Annotated in this window: 10 protein-coding genes and 1 pseudogene; all 11 read left to right on the forward strand. The window is 35.8% G+C overall.

The annotated features are described in order from the left end of the window. Positions 1–278 precede the first annotated feature (278 nt). A complete protein-coding gene (locus ACHZDT_RS11755; RefSeq protein WP_394774819.1) occupies positions 279–3,713 on the forward strand; it encodes a SusC/RagA family TonB-linked outer membrane protein in 3,435 nt (1,144 codons plus the stop codon). 17 nt (positions 3,714–3,730) lie between these two features. Then, on the forward strand, positions 3,731–5,194 hold the full coding sequence (locus ACHZDT_RS11760) for a RagB/SusD family nutrient uptake outer membrane protein (protein WP_394774820.1): 1,464 nt from the start codon (positions 3,731–3,733) through the stop codon (positions 5,192–5,194). 89 nt (positions 5,195–5,283) lie between these two features. After that, the gene (locus ACHZDT_RS11765; protein ID WP_394774821.1) at positions 5,284–6,204 is read left to right on the forward strand and encodes a dihydrodipicolinate synthase family protein; all 921 of its coding nucleotides are present in this window, start codon (positions 5,284–5,286) and stop codon (positions 6,202–6,204) included. 73 nt (positions 6,205–6,277) lie between these two features. Continuing rightward, a complete protein-coding gene (locus ACHZDT_RS11770; RefSeq protein WP_394774822.1) occupies positions 6,278–7,396 on the forward strand; it encodes a galactose oxidase in 1,119 nt (372 codons plus the stop codon). 162 nt (positions 7,397–7,558) lie between these two features. Further along, complete coding sequence (locus ACHZDT_RS11775; RefSeq protein WP_394774823.1) at positions 7,559–8,800, forward strand: MFS transporter; 1,242 nt, start codon at positions 7,559–7,561, stop codon at positions 8,798–8,800. Positions 8,801–8,932: 132 nt separating this feature from the next. Continuing rightward, positions 8,933–11,029 (forward strand): GDSL-type esterase/lipase family protein, encoded by a 2,097-nt coding sequence (locus ACHZDT_RS11780; protein WP_394774824.1) that lies wholly within the window; start codon positions 8,933–8,935, stop codon positions 11,027–11,029. 244 nt (positions 11,030–11,273) lie between these two features. Further along, positions 11,274–12,485, forward strand: coding sequence for an AGE family epimerase/isomerase (locus ACHZDT_RS11785; RefSeq protein WP_394774825.1), 1,212 nt, complete (start codon positions 11,274–11,276; stop codon positions 12,483–12,485). 148 nt (positions 12,486–12,633) lie between these two features. Continuing rightward, positions 12,634–15,837 (forward strand): LamG-like jellyroll fold domain-containing protein, encoded by a 3,204-nt coding sequence (locus tag ACHZDT_RS11790; RefSeq protein WP_394774826.1) that lies wholly within the window; start codon positions 12,634–12,636, stop codon positions 15,835–15,837. Between the two features lie 292 nt (positions 15,838–16,129). Next, positions 16,130–17,269, forward strand: coding sequence for an N-acetylglucosamine-6-phosphate deacetylase (gene nagA, locus ACHZDT_RS11795; protein WP_394774827.1), 1,140 nt, complete (start codon positions 16,130–16,132; stop codon positions 17,267–17,269). Position 17,270: 1 nt separating this feature from the next. Next, complete coding sequence (locus ACHZDT_RS11800; RefSeq protein WP_394774828.1) at positions 17,271–18,200, forward strand: DMT family transporter; 930 nt, start codon at positions 17,271–17,273, stop codon at positions 18,198–18,200. Positions 18,201–18,667: 467 nt separating this feature from the next. After that, positions 18,668–18,906, forward strand: a pseudogene (locus ACHZDT_RS11805) (glucosamine-6-phosphate deaminase); the annotation flags it as partial.

An 18,906-nucleotide genomic window follows, 5' to 3' on the forward strand; every position in this document is an offset into this window, starting at 1 on the left:
AGCAATAAATTCAAAAAACAAACTTAAAATAGTCATTTCATTAAGATTTAAGCCATCTTAAAAAATCAAAAAACGAAAAATTAGGTTTTATATCCGGTAAAGAAATTAGAGATCACATAAATATCAGCATAACAATTGCATAAAATATTTATTTCTTAATCATAAAAAAGCCAGCTAATGCTGGAAACATTGCTGGCCGGTTCCATAAAGGAACAATGATAAGGAAATAGATAATAGACCTTTAACAAAGTTATTATTAACCAAACCATTACAAAAGTATGAAATTATTGCCAAAAAGTAAACCTATAAATTGTAGGTTTACTCCTAAACACGTAAAAGTTATTAAATTGACATCTGCGTTGCTTTTAGTTTTTACCATGCAGTTAGCCTCTGCGAAGACAGAAAAAAGTATTGCACTTACAGATAAAAATGTAAAAAAGAATGACTTAGTTCAAAAGAAAGTTACCGGTACAGTTACAAATGAAAAAGGAGAAGCTTTACCAGGCGTAAACATTGTTGCAAAAGGAACTCAGTTTAGCGCTCAAACAGATTTTGACGGAAAATTTACTATTGAAGTACCGGATAATGCGACTACTTTAATCGTTTCTTATATTGGACTTCAGGAACAAGAAGTTGCTATTGGTACTGCACCGCTTACTATTGTTCTTAAAGAAATTGGACAACAAATGAATGAGGTAATTGTAGTAGGATATGGTTCTCAAAACAGACGAACTTTAAGTACTGCGGTTTCTAAACTGGACAAAAAAGTGTTAGAAAATGTACCTTATTCAAACGTAACACAATCTTTGCAAGGAAACGTAACCGGTTTGGTGGTCAAAACGGCTTCCGGACAACCTGGAAAAGCTTCGAACATCTTAGTTCGTGGAGGAACTTCTATCGATAATCCTGCAGGAGCAACACCTTTATATATAGTAGACGGCGTAATTCGTACTCAAATAGACGACATCAACTCTTTTGATATTGCTTCACTTCAGGTACTTAAAGATGCTGCTGCAACTTCTATTTACGGAGCACGTGCATCAAACGGTGTTATTATTATTACGACAAATACAGGTAAATCTGGTAAAATGAAAATTACCTATAATGTTTCTACTCAAAGTAGTACAATTGGTAAAAAATACGACTTCATGGACGGAGGAGATTACATCAAATTTCAACGTCAGGGTTTGTATAATGCTGCCGAAATTGCAGGACTTTCTACAACAACAGGTATTGCAAGATTGGGTCAGTTAACAGGTGCAACTCCGGCAGGTACAGGCAATAACCTACAAAACAATACTCCGTTTGCTACTTTATTAAAATCTAATTTAACGCCTGAAAGTATTTCGCAATTGCAGGCAAAAGGCTGGCAGGAACTACAAGATCCTTTAAATTCTAATAGTACTATTATGTATAAAAGTACAGACTGGAATGATGTTTTATTTCAAACTGCCATGACCCAAAGTCATAACCTTGGTATTAGCGGAGGTAATGATACAGGCGTTTTTGACTTGAGTTTAGGATATTTAAAAGGCGACGGTATCACCATATTTACAGGATATCAAAGATTTACAAGTAAATTAAATGCTTCCTTAAAAGTAGCCGATAATTTTACCATCAATGGTCGTATGTTATTCTCTAAAGCGAGTAACAATCAGGTGGTTGCCAATAGCGTAGTTTTCAACCGATATTTAGGAAACTCACCAACTACAAAATTATATCTTGAAGATGGAACATTGGCTCCGGGTCAAAACAACATCAACGGAAATCCTTTGTATCAAATGGGGAAAGTTAAAGGAATCAACGAAAATAACAAATTGCAAATAAGCGTTGATGGCGAATTAAAACTGGCTAAAGATTTCACCTTCACTCCTTCTATGTCTCTTTATAGTGAAAACGAAAATGACAATACTTTTCAACAGGCATTCTTAAGCGGAAACAGTGGTTTGGTAGATAATACACGTACAGCAACAAGATTGAGCAATCAAATTTCGCAAGTACAATACGAAGGAGTTTTTGCTTATAAAAAAGGATGGGATAAAATTGGAGATTTTGATGCTAAATTAGGAGCTTCAAAATACGACAGAACCATCAAATCTTTTAACGCATCAGGAAAAGGAAGCCCATCAGATTTGGCGCAGACTTTAGATTCTTCTCCAATTCCGGTTTCTGTTTACAGCAACAATACAAAATTGGTTTTAAATAGTGTTTTCGGACGTGTAAATTACGATTACAAAAACAGGTATTTTGCAACAGCATCATTCCGTTATGATGGTTCATCAAGTTTAGGACCAGACAATAAATATGGTTTCTTTCCCGGAATTTCTGCAGGATGGAACATTCAGGAAGAAAAATTCTGGGAAGCGGCAATGCCAAAATTCTTCTCCTCATTTAAACTTCGTGGAAGTTATGGTGTAAATGGGAACTTGGGAACTCTTGGAGATTTTCAGGCAGGAGGATTATATTCAGGTTCTACAAATGGTGTAGCAAATAGTTACAACGGACAATCTGCAATCATCAACTCACAAATTGCAAATCCGGGATTAAAATGGGAACAATCTGAAACTGTAAATGGTGGTTTCGACTTAGGTTTCAACGAAGACAGAATCAGAGTTATTGGAGATTTTTATAACAAATTAACTTCTGATTTATTAACAAATCTGACTTTACCATCAAATAGTGGTTTCTCTACCGTATTAACAAATCTTGGTGGATTAAGAAGTAAAGGTTTCGAATTAGAAATACAAGCGAATCTTTACAATAAAAACGACTGGAAAATTAATGTTGGAGCAAACGTTTCTCACAATACCAATACAATTGAAAAATTACCATCAAATGGAAATTTAAACAACAGAATTGGCGGAACAGAAATTTACGATCAAAATAGCGGAACATATCAATATGTTGGAGGTTTGCAAGAAGGACAAAAAATTGGAAATTTCTACGCGCACAAACAATTATACGTTCTTTCTACTCAGGCAGAAGCAGATGCTTACAACCTAAAAGTACATGATACTTATGTAACTAAAACAGCTGCAGACGGTGGAAATCCTACTGGTAAAAAATTCGCCGGAGATGCCGTTTTTGAAGACACGGATAATAACGGAGTAATCGACAGCAGAGACAGAAAATATATGGGAAATATGTTCCCAACATTTGTAGGAGGATTTAATTTTGATACTTCATACAAAGGATTCTCTTTAACAGTAAGAACAGATTACTCATTAGGAGCTACAATTTACAACGAAGCAAGAGCACGTTTCTTAGGTCAGTTTCAGGGTAATTACGGATTATTGGCAGAAACTGGTCAATCATGGCAAAAAGAAGGTGATGTTACAGATGTACCTCGTTACCGTTGGGCAGATCAAACGAATCAAAACAACTTGTTTAGATCTGAAGCTAGCGGAGCAGCATACAACACCAATATGTTTCAGGGAAATAGCCGTTACTACGAAAGTGGAGATTACTTATGTATTAGAGAAATCACTTTTAGCTATAACCTGCCAAAAATGCTAATTGACAGAGCAAAACTAACATCGGTTCGCGTTTATGTAACAGGAAGCAACTTATACTATTTCACAAAATACAAAGGATTAAGCCCGGAAGTACAAGGTATTGACGGAGGATCAAGTTTAGGATTAAGCGCAGCAGGTTCTACAGGTACATATCCTGTTCCAAGAAATATTATTCTTGGTTTAAATATCAGTTTGTAAATTTTAATAATAAAATCATGAAAAAGAAATTCCTTTTATACACTATACTTTTTGCTAGTCTTTCTCTATTCAACTCATGTCAGGATGATTTAGACCTTACATCTGATAGTGTTATTACATCTGATAGTTTTTGGAAAACTGAAGATGACGCCAAAGCCGGTGTAAATGGTATGTACGTAAATTTCAGAATCCAAACCCAACAAAATTATTATTTATTGGGAGGAGCCAGAAGTGCCGAAATAACTGGTGGTGTTCAATCACCATTGACTTTAGCCAATTATTACAACAACCTGCTTACGCCGCAAAATATCGACGTAGACTGGGCCGGTTTATATACAGTAATACATTCTGCAAACTTAGTTTTAAAGTATGTACCACAAATTGCCTTTAGCCCAACAACAGTAAATGAGCAAAAACGATATCTTGCACAAGCGTATTCGATGCGTGCTTTATGTTATTTTATTATGGCGCGTTCGTGGGGTGGAGTTCCAATTGTAACAGATCCTACAGAAAACAGCAATCAGTCACAATATATTATTCCGCGTAATAGTATCGAAGAAACTTTTGCTTTCATCAAAAAAGATATTGATGCAGCAATTGCAAATTTTCCTGACGCAACAAATAATAAAATTCAATTGTCGCTTGCCTCTGTTTATGCTTTAAAAGCCGATGTAAATTTATGGACCGCAAAACAATTAGGTGGCGGAACAGCAGATTTGAATACAGCATTAACAGCCATAAACACAATACCGGGAACTCCAACTTTATTGCCTAATTTTAAAGATGTTTTTGCTTACGACAAAAAAGCAAATGCCGAAGTAGTTTTTGCCGTTCGTTATTCGCTTGCAGATTTACCTTCGAATTTAGCCGACAACTGGAATCAGTTTATGTTTGTGGGGCCAAGTGATTTTGCTCCATTAACATCTGCAACAGCAACAGCCACTTTTGGAACATTAGGAACTGGAGCCGGAAATGCCGGAATTTCAAGAGTGCAACCGGATATTACAAGATTCAACTTTGCAGCGACAGACACCAGAAAAGCTGCAACTTACCTTACTTTATACAACGGAGCAGTTCCTGTAGTGACAGGTTTGGTAAAATACAACGGAACTGTTGACGGAACTTTAAGACGTTTTGTAAGTGATATTATCATTTACCGTTGGGCAGATATTTTATTAATGAAAGCTGAAATTAAAAATGCTTTAGGACAAGATCCAACTACAGAAATGAATTTGGTAATGCAAAGAGCAGATGCTACGGCTTCTTTCACAAATGATTCTCCTGCAAATAATGATAATGTGATCTTAAATGAACGTTTGAAAGAATTGGCTTTTGAAGGAAAATCATGGTGGGATTTAGTTCGTTTCAACAAAACAAGTTTAGTGCCATCGATGACAGCAGGAAAAGAAGTTTTGTTTCCGATATCTCAAAATACAATCAACTTCAATCCAAAAATTGTTCAGAATCCTATTAGCAAATAAGATTTAAAAACTATAGTTTACCATTAGATCGGGAATGTCAAAGTTCCCGATTTAATTAAACAAAATACAAATAATAAAAAAACATACACATGAAAATTCAACATTTACAAGGTCTGATTTCTGCTCCTTTCACCCCTTTTGACAGCAACGGAAAATTAGATGTTAGCCTGATTCCCGCTTATTATACTTTTTTAAAAAGAAACGGAATCACCGGAGCTTTCATCAACGGATCAACCGGCGAAGGAGTTTCTATAACCTTAGAAGAAAAAAAAGCCGTTGCACAAGCCTGGGCAGATTGCTCCAATCACGATGCCGATTTTAAAGTAATGGTTTTCCTTGACGGAACTTGTCTGGCTGATTGTATCGACCTTGCAAAACACGCTTACGAAATTGGTTTATACGCTGTTTCTCTAACCGGAGCTTTTTACTTTAAACCAAACAATGTAGATATACTTGCCGAAATCTGTATTAAAGTTGGGGAAAGTGTTCCTGATATGCCATTCTATTATTACCACATTCCCGTGTTAACAGGCGTAAATATTGCGATGTACGATTTGGTAAGAGCTTTAGATGGAAAACTTCCAAATTTTGCAGGTGTAAAATACACACACGAAGATTTTATGGATTTCCAGAGTTGTATGAGCTACGAAAACGGAAAATTTGATATGCTTTGGGGACGTGACGAAAATATGTTATCTGCTTTGGTTCTGGGTGCAAAAGGTGCTGTAGGAAGTACTTTTAACTATGCTGCTCCATTATATTATGATTTGATTGAAGCTTTCAATACTAATGATTTGGTTAAAGCAAGAGCGCTTCAGCAAAAATCAATTGATATGATTCGCTTCTTAGGTAAATATGGCGGAATCTCTGTTGGAAAAGCGTATATGAAATTGGTTGGTCATGATTTAGGAGAATTTAGACTGCCGGTTAAAAACATGAGTGCTGAACAATTTGAGTTATTCAAAAAAGATGTTGCAGGTTTAAATTTCGATGCTTTTAAATCTAAATAATCAAGTTCGTTTTCTCTAAAACAAACCCAATATGAATATGTCTTTTTCTTCCTTAATCCTTACTATTTTTATTATGTCTACAACCATTGGTTTTTCGCAAAAAACAAAGATTTCAAATGTCGAATGGAAAAAAGCCGCACAATTGCAAAATGCTGACGGAAGTCTTTCACTAGGTTTTGCAGGTCCCATAAACGGAATTAGCAATAACGTTTTGATTGTTGCCGGAGGAGCAAATTTTCAGGATAAAATGCCTTGGGAAGGCGGAAAAAAACATTATTCGAATGAAATTCATGTTTTAGAAAAAGTGGGCGATGAATACCATTGGAACAAAAAATTTATAAATACATTACCGGAATCAATTGCATATCCGGGAAATACAACCACAAATTCAGGAATCGTTTATGTAGGCGGAGAAAATGAAAACGGACTTTCGAATAAAGCATACATTATAAAATGGAATGCCGATAAAAATGAAATTGAAACAAAATCATTACAGGATTTCCCAATCGCCATTACCAATATTACGCTTACAAATCATGAAAATATTGTTTACGCAATTGGCGGAGATGAAGCAAAACAATCCTCCCATTTAGTTTTTAGTCTTGATTTGAATGCTGAAAAACCGGAATGGAAATCGTTGCCCAAATTACCTTTTGCTTTAGCAAATTCAGTTGCAGTAATTCAAAATGATAAAATTTATGTTGTTGGCGGAAGAACCAAAACTCCAACCGGAATAAGCGATTTACACAACACTACTTTAGCTTTTGATCTAAAAAAACAAGTTTGGGAAACTAAAGCTGATATCTCTGACGGAAAACACAAAACAAATTTTTCTGCCGGCGCAGGAGTTGCTGTTGGCAATGAATACATTTTGATTCTTGGCGGAGATAACGGAACGACTTTTCATAAAATAGAAACCTTTTTGTCCCAAATTGCAAAAGCCACATCTGAAGAAGAAAAGTCAAAATTTATTGCCGAAAAAAATATTTTAAACACGACACATAAAGGTTTTTACAACGCTATTTTAGTATACAACACACATACAAATAAATGGTCAAAAATTGGCGAATTGCCTTTTCTTGCACAAGTAACAACCACAGCCACAATCTGGAATGATAAAGTAGTTTTATCGAATGGAGAAATAAAACCCGGAATTCGTACGCCAGATGTTATGTTGGGAACTATAAAATAACTGAAGGCTGGACAAAGAAACCTAACAGGTTTTAAAAAACTGTTAGGTCTGGCAAACCCCGGCAGATTAGACTATAAAAATAAAATGTTCAATAACAAACCCTAACAGGTTCAAAAAAACCTGTTAGGGTTGAGAAGAATAAATAATAAAGCATATCAAAATATGAAAAACTCTAAATATTATCCTTGGTTAGTAGTCGCGTTACTCTGGATTGTAGCGTTGCTAAACTATATGGATAGACAAATGCTGGCGACCATGAGACCATCTATGGAAGCCGACATTCCTGAACTGGTTTCGGGTGAAAATTTTGGACGTTTAATGGCTATTTTCCTTTGGATTTATGCTTTAATGAGCCCTATTTCCGGAATTATCGCCGACAAATTAAATAGAAAATGGTTAATCATTGGCAGTTTATTTGTTTGGTCAGCGGTTACATACGCCATGGGTTATGCTACAACATACAATCAGATTTATTGGTTAAGAGCCATTATGGGCGTGAGTGAAGCCCTTTATATTCCGGCAGGTTTATCTTTAATCGCCGATTATCATCAGCAAAAAACAAGATCGCTTGCCATTGGTATTCACATGACAGGGCTTTATGTAGGTTCGGCTTTGGGAGGTTTTGGCGCTACAATTGCTGCGAGATTTTCATGGCATACTACTTTTCATCATTTTGGTATTGTGGGCATTGTGTATTCGATCGTGTTGGTTTTCTTTTTATACGAGAAAAAAGTTTCGACCAAAACATTTGATCCTGAGTTTAATAAAACACACGAAAAGGATTCACTTTTTAAAGGTTTAGCATTATTGTTTACCAATATTTCATTCTGGGTAATTTTATTTTATTTCGCCATTATCAGTTTACCGGGTTGGGCAACTAAAAACTGGTTACCTACCCTATTCTCAGACAACTTACGAATCTCAATGGATCAGGCCGGACCAATAGCAACAATTACAATTTCATTCTCATCCTTAATAGGAGTTATTTTCGGGGGGATTTTATCTGATAAATGGGTTCAAAAAAATATAAAAGGAAGAGTTTATACCAGTGCAATTGGTCTGAGTTTAACAATTCCCGCCTTAATGCTAATTGGTTTTGGTCATTCCTTATTTCATGTGGTTGGAGCCGTTTTATGTTTTGGTATTGGATACGGAATGTTCGATGCCAATAATATGCCCATCATCTGTCAGTTTGTTTCCTCAAAACATCGTGCAACCGCTTACGGAGTATTAAATATGACCGGAGTTGGCTGCGGTGCATTGGTTACTTCATTGCTTGGAAAATCTGCAGATTCCGGAACTTTAGGTTTTGGTTTCGCGCTGATGGCCGGAGTTGTATTGCTTGCATTAATAGTTCAAATTAGTTTTCTACGACCCAAAGTCAATGATTTTGCAGATGCGTAAAACGTAATCGTTCACCCCTTTTTTACAATTTAAGAGTTAGTTGGTTTTTTGAAGTTTTTATAAGCCAGGGCGGAGCTATGTCCTTTGCCCAGCTTATAAATGAGCCTTTTTTTAATAATAGTTCCAAAAAAAATGAGAACAAAAAAACGAAATCTTTTTATAGTTATGCTTTTCATTTCAATGATTTTGAATCTTGAAATGACGGCGCAAACTCCAATAAAAATTGCCTGCATTGGCGATTCTGTTACCGCTGGTTATCTTTTAGCCAATCCTCAGACAGAATCTTATCCTTCGCAATTGCAAATTTTGATGGGAAATCAATACGAAGTCAAAAATTTTGGACATAGCGGCGCAACGCTTTTAAAGAAAGGAAGTACGCCTTATTTTAAAACCGAAAAATGTGCCGAAGCAATTGCCTATCGTCCGGATATTGCCATTATTCATTTGGGTTTAAACGATACTGATCCCAGAAATTGGCCCAATTACAGAGAAGATTTTGATGCTAATTATTCATGGTTAATCGATACTTTAAAAACACAAAATCCGAAGGTAAAAATTTATATCTGCAAAATGACGCCGATATTCAATGAACATCCAAGATTTAAATCAGGAACGAGAGATTGGTTTTGGCAAATTCAGGAACATATTGAATCAATTGCAAAAGCCAATAATGTCAAACTAATTGATCTTCATGAAAAATTGTACAATCGTCCTGATCTTTTTCCTGATGCTTTACATCCCACAAAAGAAGGCGCAACAATTTTAGCAAAAACAGTTTATGGAAATATCACCCAAGATTTTGGCGGATTAAAATTATCGCCTGTTTTTACCGATAATATGGTTTTGCAAAGAAATCAACCAATTGTAATTTATGGAAATGCAAATGGTGGTGACAAAGTCGAAATTACTTTAGACAATAAAAAAGAAACTACTATTACAAATGAATTCGGAAAATGGAAAGTAATTTTTCCTGAGATGAAATCCGGCGGTACACATCAGATTACAATTTCATCAAATAAAAAAAATATAGTTTTAAAAAATATTCTAATTGGAGATGTTTGGTTTTGTTCCGGACAATCGAATATGGCTTTTCCACTTTATAAATCAGAAAACGGAATTACTGAAATTAAAAAAGCCATCAACAATACCAATCTTCGGTTATTCAATTTTGAAGCCATTGCCGAAACAGATGAAAAAACCTGGGATTCTATTACTTTGGAAAAAACAAATCGATTAGAATTCTTTTCCGGAAAATGGAAAATCTCCGATTCTTTAAGTGCCAAAGATTTCTCGGCAATAGCCTATTACTTCGGACAAAATATTGCTCATGAAGAAAATATTCCAGTTGGTTTAATCCAAGTTTCCGTTGGCGGATCTCCCATCGAATCCTGGATCGACAGATATACTTTAGAACATGATGACAAAGTGGTAGACGAATTAACCAACTGGCGAAAATCTGATTTTATGATGCCGTGGGTAAGATCTCGAGCGGATGAAAATTTGAAAAATGCCAAAAACCCAAAACAGCGACATCCGTACGGACCTGGTTATAATTATGAAGCCGGCGTAACTCATTTTACCGATTTTCCTGTAAAAGGAATTATCTGGTATCAGGGAGAAAGCAACGCACACAACATCGAATTGTACGAACATTTAATGCCGGTTTTAGTGCAAAGTTGGCGTAAAGCCTGGGGGACTTCCCTGCCCTTTTACTACGTTCAGTTATCAGGAACAGATCGCCCGACTTGGCCAGCATTTAGAGATGTACAAAATAAATTACAGAAAATAATCCCGAATAGCGGAATGGTAATTAGCTCAGATTATGGTGATTCTACAAATGTTCATCCGATAAGGAAAAAACAAATTGGAGATCGTCTGGCGCTTTTGGCATTGAAATATACATACGGGAAAAATGTAATCGCAAACGGACCATCGGCACAAAAAGCAACTCAAAAAGGTGATGCAATTATAGTTTCTTTTTCGAATGCAAAACAATTATCGACAGCCAATAATAAAGAATTAACAGGTTTTGAATTGGTCACCGAAAAAGGAATTAGAATCGAAAGTAAAGCAACAATTATTAAAAACGAAGTTTCAATAAACATTCCAAAAGGCGAAAAGATAAAAACCGTTTTATATGCCTGGAAACCTTATACAACAGCAAATCTTGTCAATGAAGCGAATTTGCCGTGTTCGACTTTTCAACTGGATTTAAATAATAAAAATTGAAACACGAATTAAAATCAAATTAAACTAATCGTTCTCATTGTTTTGAATAGCCTCCAGCTTTAGCTGGAGATTGAAGAATGAATAATAAATAGGGCTTTAGCCAAATGGTCAAAGTCTTTTGGCTAAAGCCAATCTCTATTTCATTTTATTACTACAGCTAAAGCTGTAGCCAATTCAAACACTAGAATAAAAAAAGAAATCAACACTTAGCAAATACAAAAACTAAGTCTAAAAAATATATAAAATGAGTTATTCCAATATTGATCTCTTACACCTAAAAGATTTTTATCAGAACCAATTATTAAATGATACTGTTCCGTTTTGGTTTCCACAATCGATAGACACTATTCACGGCGGTTATTTATTAATGCGCGGACAAAATGGCGACTTAATCGACGATGATAAATCGGTTTGGTTTCAAGGTAGAACTGCATGGTTATTATCGACGCTTTATAACACAATTGAACCTAAACAAAAATGGCTGGACGGCGCTAAATCAGGAATTGATTTCATAAACAAACATTGTTTTGATACTGATGGAAGAATGTTTTTTCACGTAACCCGTGAAGGAAACCCAATCCGCAAACGCCGTTATTATTTCTCAGAAACTTTTGCTGTGATTGCAATGAGCGCTTACGCGAAAGCTAGCGGAGATGAAGTTGTTGCAGAACAAGCACGTCATTTATTTGGCGAATGCATTAAATATTCGAGCACTCCGGATTTATTAGAACCAAAATATACAGGAGAACGCCCGTCAAAAGGAATTGGATCACCGATGATTATGATCAATACGGCACAGCAAATAAGAGAAACCATTGGAGACTCTCGTTGCGATGAATGGATCACCAAATGGATTGCCGAAATCGAAAATGATTTTGTAAAACACGACATTAAATGTGTGATGGAACAAGTAGCTCCTGATGGCTCAATCATCGATCACATTGACGGCCGAACGCTGAATCCAGGCCACGCTATTGAAGGTGCCTGGTTCATATTGCATGAGGCAAAATACAGAAATAATGATCCGCATTTAATCGATTTAGGCTGTAAAATGCTGGATTATATGTGGGAACGCGGTTGGGATAAAGAACATGGCGGAATTTTATATTTCTGCGATGTTTATGGTAAACCTGTTCAGGAATATTGGCAGGATATGAAATTCTGGTGGCCTCAAAATGAAGTTATTATTGCAACATTATTGGCGTACACGATGACCGGAAATGAAAAATATGCAACATGGCATAAAATGATTCATGATTATGCGTACAGTAAATTCCACGATAAAGAAAACGGAGAATGGTTTGGATATTTACACAGAGATGGAACTGTAGCGCAAACTGCCAAAGGAAATCTCTATAAAGGACCTTTTCACTTGCCACGTCAGGAATGGTATTGCTCGCAAATATTAAACGAATATCTTGAAAAAACAGTCAAGCATGAAAATCAAAGTTTGTAAATGACCGTCTATTAGGCACATTTAATGTTTAGTTTATATTAATTATTATATAAACTATTGCCATAATTGTTATAGTACCAGCTATTCCATCAAGATGTTCGTGATTAAATCTTACGCTTATTAACCAATTTTAACCAAGATAAAAACTATGAAAAATTTATTACGCTTATTTTGTTCGTGTTTTATGTGTTTGTATGGTATTAGTACCAAAGCACAAAGTGGTAAGGTTTTGAACCTCGATGGAATTTCTACTTTTATGACTGTTCCTGATCATCCTGATTTAGATTTCGGCGCAAGCCAAAACAAAACAATTACATGTTGGATAAAAACAACAACTTCAACCGGAACACCAAGAATTTTTGCCAAAAGAAATGGCTCTTCAGGAAACGGTTATGAATTTTGGACAGGCAACGGAACCAATGCCGGAAAATTTGCCCTAAATATGAACGGAACCGGAACGCCAAACAATATTAGTACCGCAGGATATTCGGTCAATTCTATTGCAGACGGAACCTGGCATCATATTGCTTTGGTTATTGACGCTTCAAGTAATAGAACCATGTACGGATATATTGACGGCGTTCTGGCGAATACCGGAAAACCTTTTACATCGGTTACTTCTGATTTTTCTAATGCTTTAAACTTTGTGGTTGGAGCGACTTCAGATGCAAGTAACAGTTACAAATGGGCAGGACAAATCGACAATGTCCGCATTTGGAATAAAGCCATGACAGCAACTCAGCTGCAAACTGATATGACCGCTATTGTCAATGCTCCTGCAACAGATCTTCTGGCTGCATGGAATTTTGAAAGTATAAGCGGTACAACTGTTCCTGATGTTTCTGGAAATAACCATCCCGGAACTTTGGTTGGATCTCCAACGACATCAAATGCTTTTCCGATGATTTTATCTTTAGATGGTGTTAATGATTATATGTCGGTCGTAAATCATAGTGATTTTAATATAGCAGCCGGACAAAGTTTAACGATGACCTGCAAAATAAAAACCTCAGATTTTAGCAAACGTATTTTAAGTAAACGCCCAGGTGGCGCAGGAATCGGATATGAATTTATCAATAATACATCTGCCGGCGGTGGACAATTTGGAGTTAATTTAACGACAAGTGCCGGTGCTGCCGGACCTCCATACGGAACTTCAAATATCGCCAACAATATTTGGCATCATTTAGCAATGGTTATAGATGTTGCTTCAACAAGTTGTAAAATTTATGTCGATGGTGTTTTGCAACAAACCAAAACCACCACAAATATTGGCGGAACCAATACAGTTTCAAATACCGGAGATTTATTATTTGGAACTCTCAGTAATTTTGCTTCTTATATGAATGCGCAATTAGACGATATTCGTTTTTGGAATAAAGCTATGACAGCCGCAGAAATTGTAACGGATAAAACAGCAATTATAAGCGGAGCACAAACCAACTTAATTGCAGCTTGGGATTTCGAAAACATTAGCGGTACAACCGTTCCGGACATTTCAGGAAATAATCATCAGGGAACATTAAACAATGGAGCGATGGTAATTGCCCAAACCAATGAAATGCAAATCAATGCAGTTTCATTAGTTCAAACTGAATTACCAACCGGAATTGGCGATACTAACCAACGAATTATTGCTGTAAAAGCTTCTGTTAGTGGGACAATAAATCCTCTTACGGTAAGTACTTTAAAATTTACCATGGCAGGAACTACAAATATTGCTGATGTTACCAATATCAAAATTTACTCCAGCGGATCTACTGCAATTTTTAATCCTGCAACGGCAACTTTGTTTGGAAATGTTTCTCCGTCAAGCGGAAATCTTATTATTAACGGATCAAAAGCATTAATAAACGGAGATAATTATTTTTGGATTACGTATGACATTTCAGCTTCTGCAACCGAAGGAAATCTATTAGATGCTACTTGCGAATCAATCGTAGCGAACAGCATTACATACAATACAACAGCTAATACAGTTTCGGGCAACCGTACTATATTATTAGCCAATACGCTTTTGTTTACTCCGGGTGATGCAGGATCTGCCAGTTATCGTATTCCAGCCATTATCACCGCTGCCGATGGTTCATTGGTAACGGTAACAGATAAAAGATGGAATGGTGCCGGAGATCTAGCAGCCAAAATTGATCCTGTCGTTCGTCGCAGTACAGATAACGGAAAAACGTGGTCTGCTCCTATTGTCATTGCCAATTTTGGTGCTTCAACCGGAGCGGGCGATGCGTCTTTGGTTTTGGATAAAACTACGGGAGAATTATTGTGTCTGGTTTCTGCCGAGAAAGGCTTTTTTGCTTCGACAAATGCAGCACCGGCAAAAGTTTTAGTCATTCATAGTACAGATAATGGCGTAACATGGGGAACTCCTGTTGATATCACAAGCCAAATTTATGGTCCAAATCCGGGTTGGAAAGGATTATTTGTAGCCTCAGGAAGAGCGCATCAATTACGTGACGGAAAAATTGTAGCTGCAATTGCAGTGCGCGAAAATGTTTCGGGCGTTGAACACATTAATAATTATATGATTACAAGTGCTGATCACGGAATTACGTGGACAGCATCAACCGGAAGAGCTGAATTAGACGGAGACGAAGCCAAAGTTGTAGAATTAAACAATGGCAATATCATGATGAGTATTCGTAATCCGGGAACGCGTCGTTTTAATGTTTCTACAGATAAAGGTGCAACCTGGGGAACGGCTTACAACCAAGCGAGTATTACTGAACCTAATTGCGATGGCGATTTTATTCGCTATACTTCTACGCTTGACGGTTATGATAAAAACAGATTATTACATTCTATTCCATTTTCAGGAAGCCGAAAAAATGTGAGTGTATTATTGAGTACCGATGAAGGAACAACTTGGGGATCGCCAAAAACTATTTTTACCGGAGCTTCGGCATATTCAAGTTTAACGATTTTGCCGGACGGAACAATTGGCATTTATTATGAAAATGGAGAAAGTTCAACTTATCAAATGTATTTTGTTCGTTTTAGCTTAAATTGGTTAACGAATGGCGCGGATAGTTTTATTGCGGCAAGCAATCCTTCGCTCAGCAAAAAAACACAGGAAAAGGTAACAACTGAAGATCAAAAATTTAATATTGAAATAAATCCAAATCCAATTGATGATTTAGTTAAAATCAAAATAAACCATCCTAAAGGAAATATTACGATCAGCATTTATGATTTATCAGGTAAAATGATTCGTACAGAAAAATTAAATTCTAATGAAACAGAAACTTATTTTTCATTGGGAGATCAAGCCAAAGGCATTTATCTTTTAAATATAAATGATACAAATACAACTATTAACAGCAAATTAATTAAAAAGTAAAAAAGCTATCGGGCTAATTTTGTAGAAAATCCCAATCAAGAAACGTCAAAACGAAATTGATAGATTAAAACAAAAAGCAAAAAAGAGCCATCGGCTCGACCAATATTGTAGGGCCGGATCTTAATCCGGTTTAACAAAGATCCATCAGCTCAACAAATTTTGTAGAGCTGGATTAAAAATCCAGCTTTCAAAAAAGAGCCATCGGCTCGACCAATATTGTAGGGCCGGATTTAATCCGGTTTAGCTATCGGGATTAATCCGATTAAAAATTTAAAAAAATAATTTAAAAAAAATGAAACAAGCGATTATCAATACGACCGTACACACAGGCGATGAAATCATCGAAAACGGAGTTATTATCATCGAAAACGGAAAAATCTTATCGGTACAAAAAGAAATTCCAAATGCTATTGAAACGATTGATTTAAAAGGAAAACATATTTCCGCGGGTTTTATAGATATTCAGATTAATGGTGGAGAAAAACTATATTTTAGTCAGACTCCAACCGAGGAAACGATTCAGGATATTTATGATGCCAGCTTAAAATACGGAACTACGCAAGTACTTGCATGTTTGATCTCTTCATCGCATGAAACAATTTTGCAGGGAATTGAAGCCGTTCGTACTTATATGAAAAAACATGATAATGGCGTAATCGGAATGCATTTGGAAGGACCGTTTTTGAATCCGTTAAAACGTGGCGCACATAGTATTGATCAGGTTCGTAAACCAACGAATGCTGAGCTTGAAGAAATTATAAAGCTTGGAAAAGATGTTATCAAAGTGATCACGATTGCACCGGAATGTTTTACAAACGAACAACTGAATATGCTGTTAGAAAGTGGTATCCAAATCTCAATTGGACATTCGACGGTTACGTACAAAGAAGCACAGATTTACTTTTCGAAAGGCATTAAACTTGTAACGCATTTATTTAATGCAATGACACAATTTGGGCATCGGGAACCGGGTTTGGTTGGCGCCACTTTTGAAAATGAAAATGTTTATGCTCCTGTAATTCTGGATGGCGCACATTGCGATTATGCTGCGGCAAAATTAGCATACAAACTCAAAAAGGAAAAATTCTTTTTGATTAGCGATGCAACATTTTTAGGTCGAAAAGTAGCCAACTTTAAATGGGACAATTTTGATGCACATCTTGATAATGGTTTTTACAGAAACGACGACGGAAATCTCGCAGGCGCAACAATCTCAATGTTAGAAGCCGTTCAAAATGCGTATAATCATCTCGATGTTTCGGCAGATGAAGCGATTAAAATGGCAACTTCGCGCGTTGCAAGTGCAATTGGTTTAGAAGATCAATTCGGAAAAATAAAAACCGGATTTCCTGCCACTTTTGTACAATTTAATGATGATTTATCTGAAATAGAAACTTTGGATTTTTCTAAAAACAAAACTATTATTTCATAAAATGATGAAAGAGAAAATGCTCCTGATTACGACTAAAATTAAAGAATTTAAAATCATTATTGCTGGAATATTATTTGCTTTTTTATGGGCATCTGCATCAACGGCAACTAAAATTGGTTTGCACACCGCACAACCTTTTGTGATTTCTATTTTCAGATTTATAATAGCCGGAACCATTATGCTTTTTATTTCGCATATCTTAATGGCAAAACGATTTCCACAAAAAAAAGAATGGGTACAAATCAGCATTTATGGTTTATTCAATATCACTGTTTATTTGGGATTGTATGTCATTGCCATGCAAAAAGTATCCGCCGGTTTGGGAAGTCTGGCTGTAGCAACTAATCCTGTTTTTATTGTTTTGATCTCAGCTGTTTGGTTATCGCATAAAATTAAATTTAAAAACATACTTAGTTTAATGCTGTGTTTTATTGGTGTATTTCTAGCGGCTTATCCTTTATTACAAAGCAGTTTTGCAACTCCCGGCGGGATACTTATTTTAGTTACAAGTATGATTGCCTATTCATTAGGAACAATTTATTATTCAAAACAAAACTGGAACGGCTTACACATTCTTACAATTAATGGGTGGCAAACTATTATTGGCGCTGTATTTCTGCTTCCGGTTTTGTTTTTAACGTATGAACCTGATAAGAATGTTTTCGACAGCGGTTTTTGGTTTTCGACTTCGTGGCTGGCAATTGCGGTTTCTATTGGTGCGGTTCAGTTTTGGTTGTATTTATTAAAAAACAATCCAATCAAAGCTTCATATTGGCTTTTTCTTTGTCCGATATTCGGATTTTTAATTGCCTATTTTGTGGTCGATGAACCACTTACTTTGTATACGCTTTTTGGAGTTGTATTTGTTATCATCGGGTTGTATACTACTCTTTCTTCTGATAAAAAAATTATTAAACACATAGAAACATAGATTTAGAAATAAATAAAGTGCTAATGATGAGCTCCAGCGGAGCGTAATATTTATAGCCAATTATTAGCATTCACCTAAGCTCCGGAGGAGCGTAATATCTCAAACATTTATATTGTTATGAAAATATGTCACCCCGCTGGGGTTCATATAAGACAACCCTAATTTCTATAAATATAACGTCCCGATGGGACTTGTCATTAAGTTAAGCTTTTAAAAAATAAAATCATTGCAAATCAAATCCGTTTTTATCCGCGTTTTTACCAAGTAAATCTGTTTTATCAGCGTCAAAATTAGACGCTGATTTTACTGATTCGCTAAAGCGAAAACACTGATGAAAACAGATTTTCCTAATTACTTTCTTGATTAAACTGTTAAGTAATTTTATAGATTTCCCTTTAACTTAATGACATTGCCCGATGGGACTTGTCCTATTCTAAAATAAAATAACCAAATAAAATTAATAAAAAATGGAAACTGATTTAGAAACCAAACCTGATATCAGCTATAAAAGCGCGGGAAAATTTGAAGAAACCAGATTTGAGAAAATCCACAATGAAATCTTCAAAAATTCAGCAGAAGCTTCGATAATTGTAGCGCAGGAAATCGAGCAATTAATTAGATCTAAACAAGAAAAAAATAAATCTTGCGTATTAGGTTTAGCAACAGGTTCTTCTCCTATAAAAGTCTATGAGGAATTAGTGAGAAT

Origin of the sequence: Flavobacterium sp., from assembly GCF_043722275.1 — a bacterium.
Taxonomy (GTDB): domain Bacteria; phylum Bacteroidota; class Bacteroidia; order Flavobacteriales; family Flavobacteriaceae; genus Flavobacterium.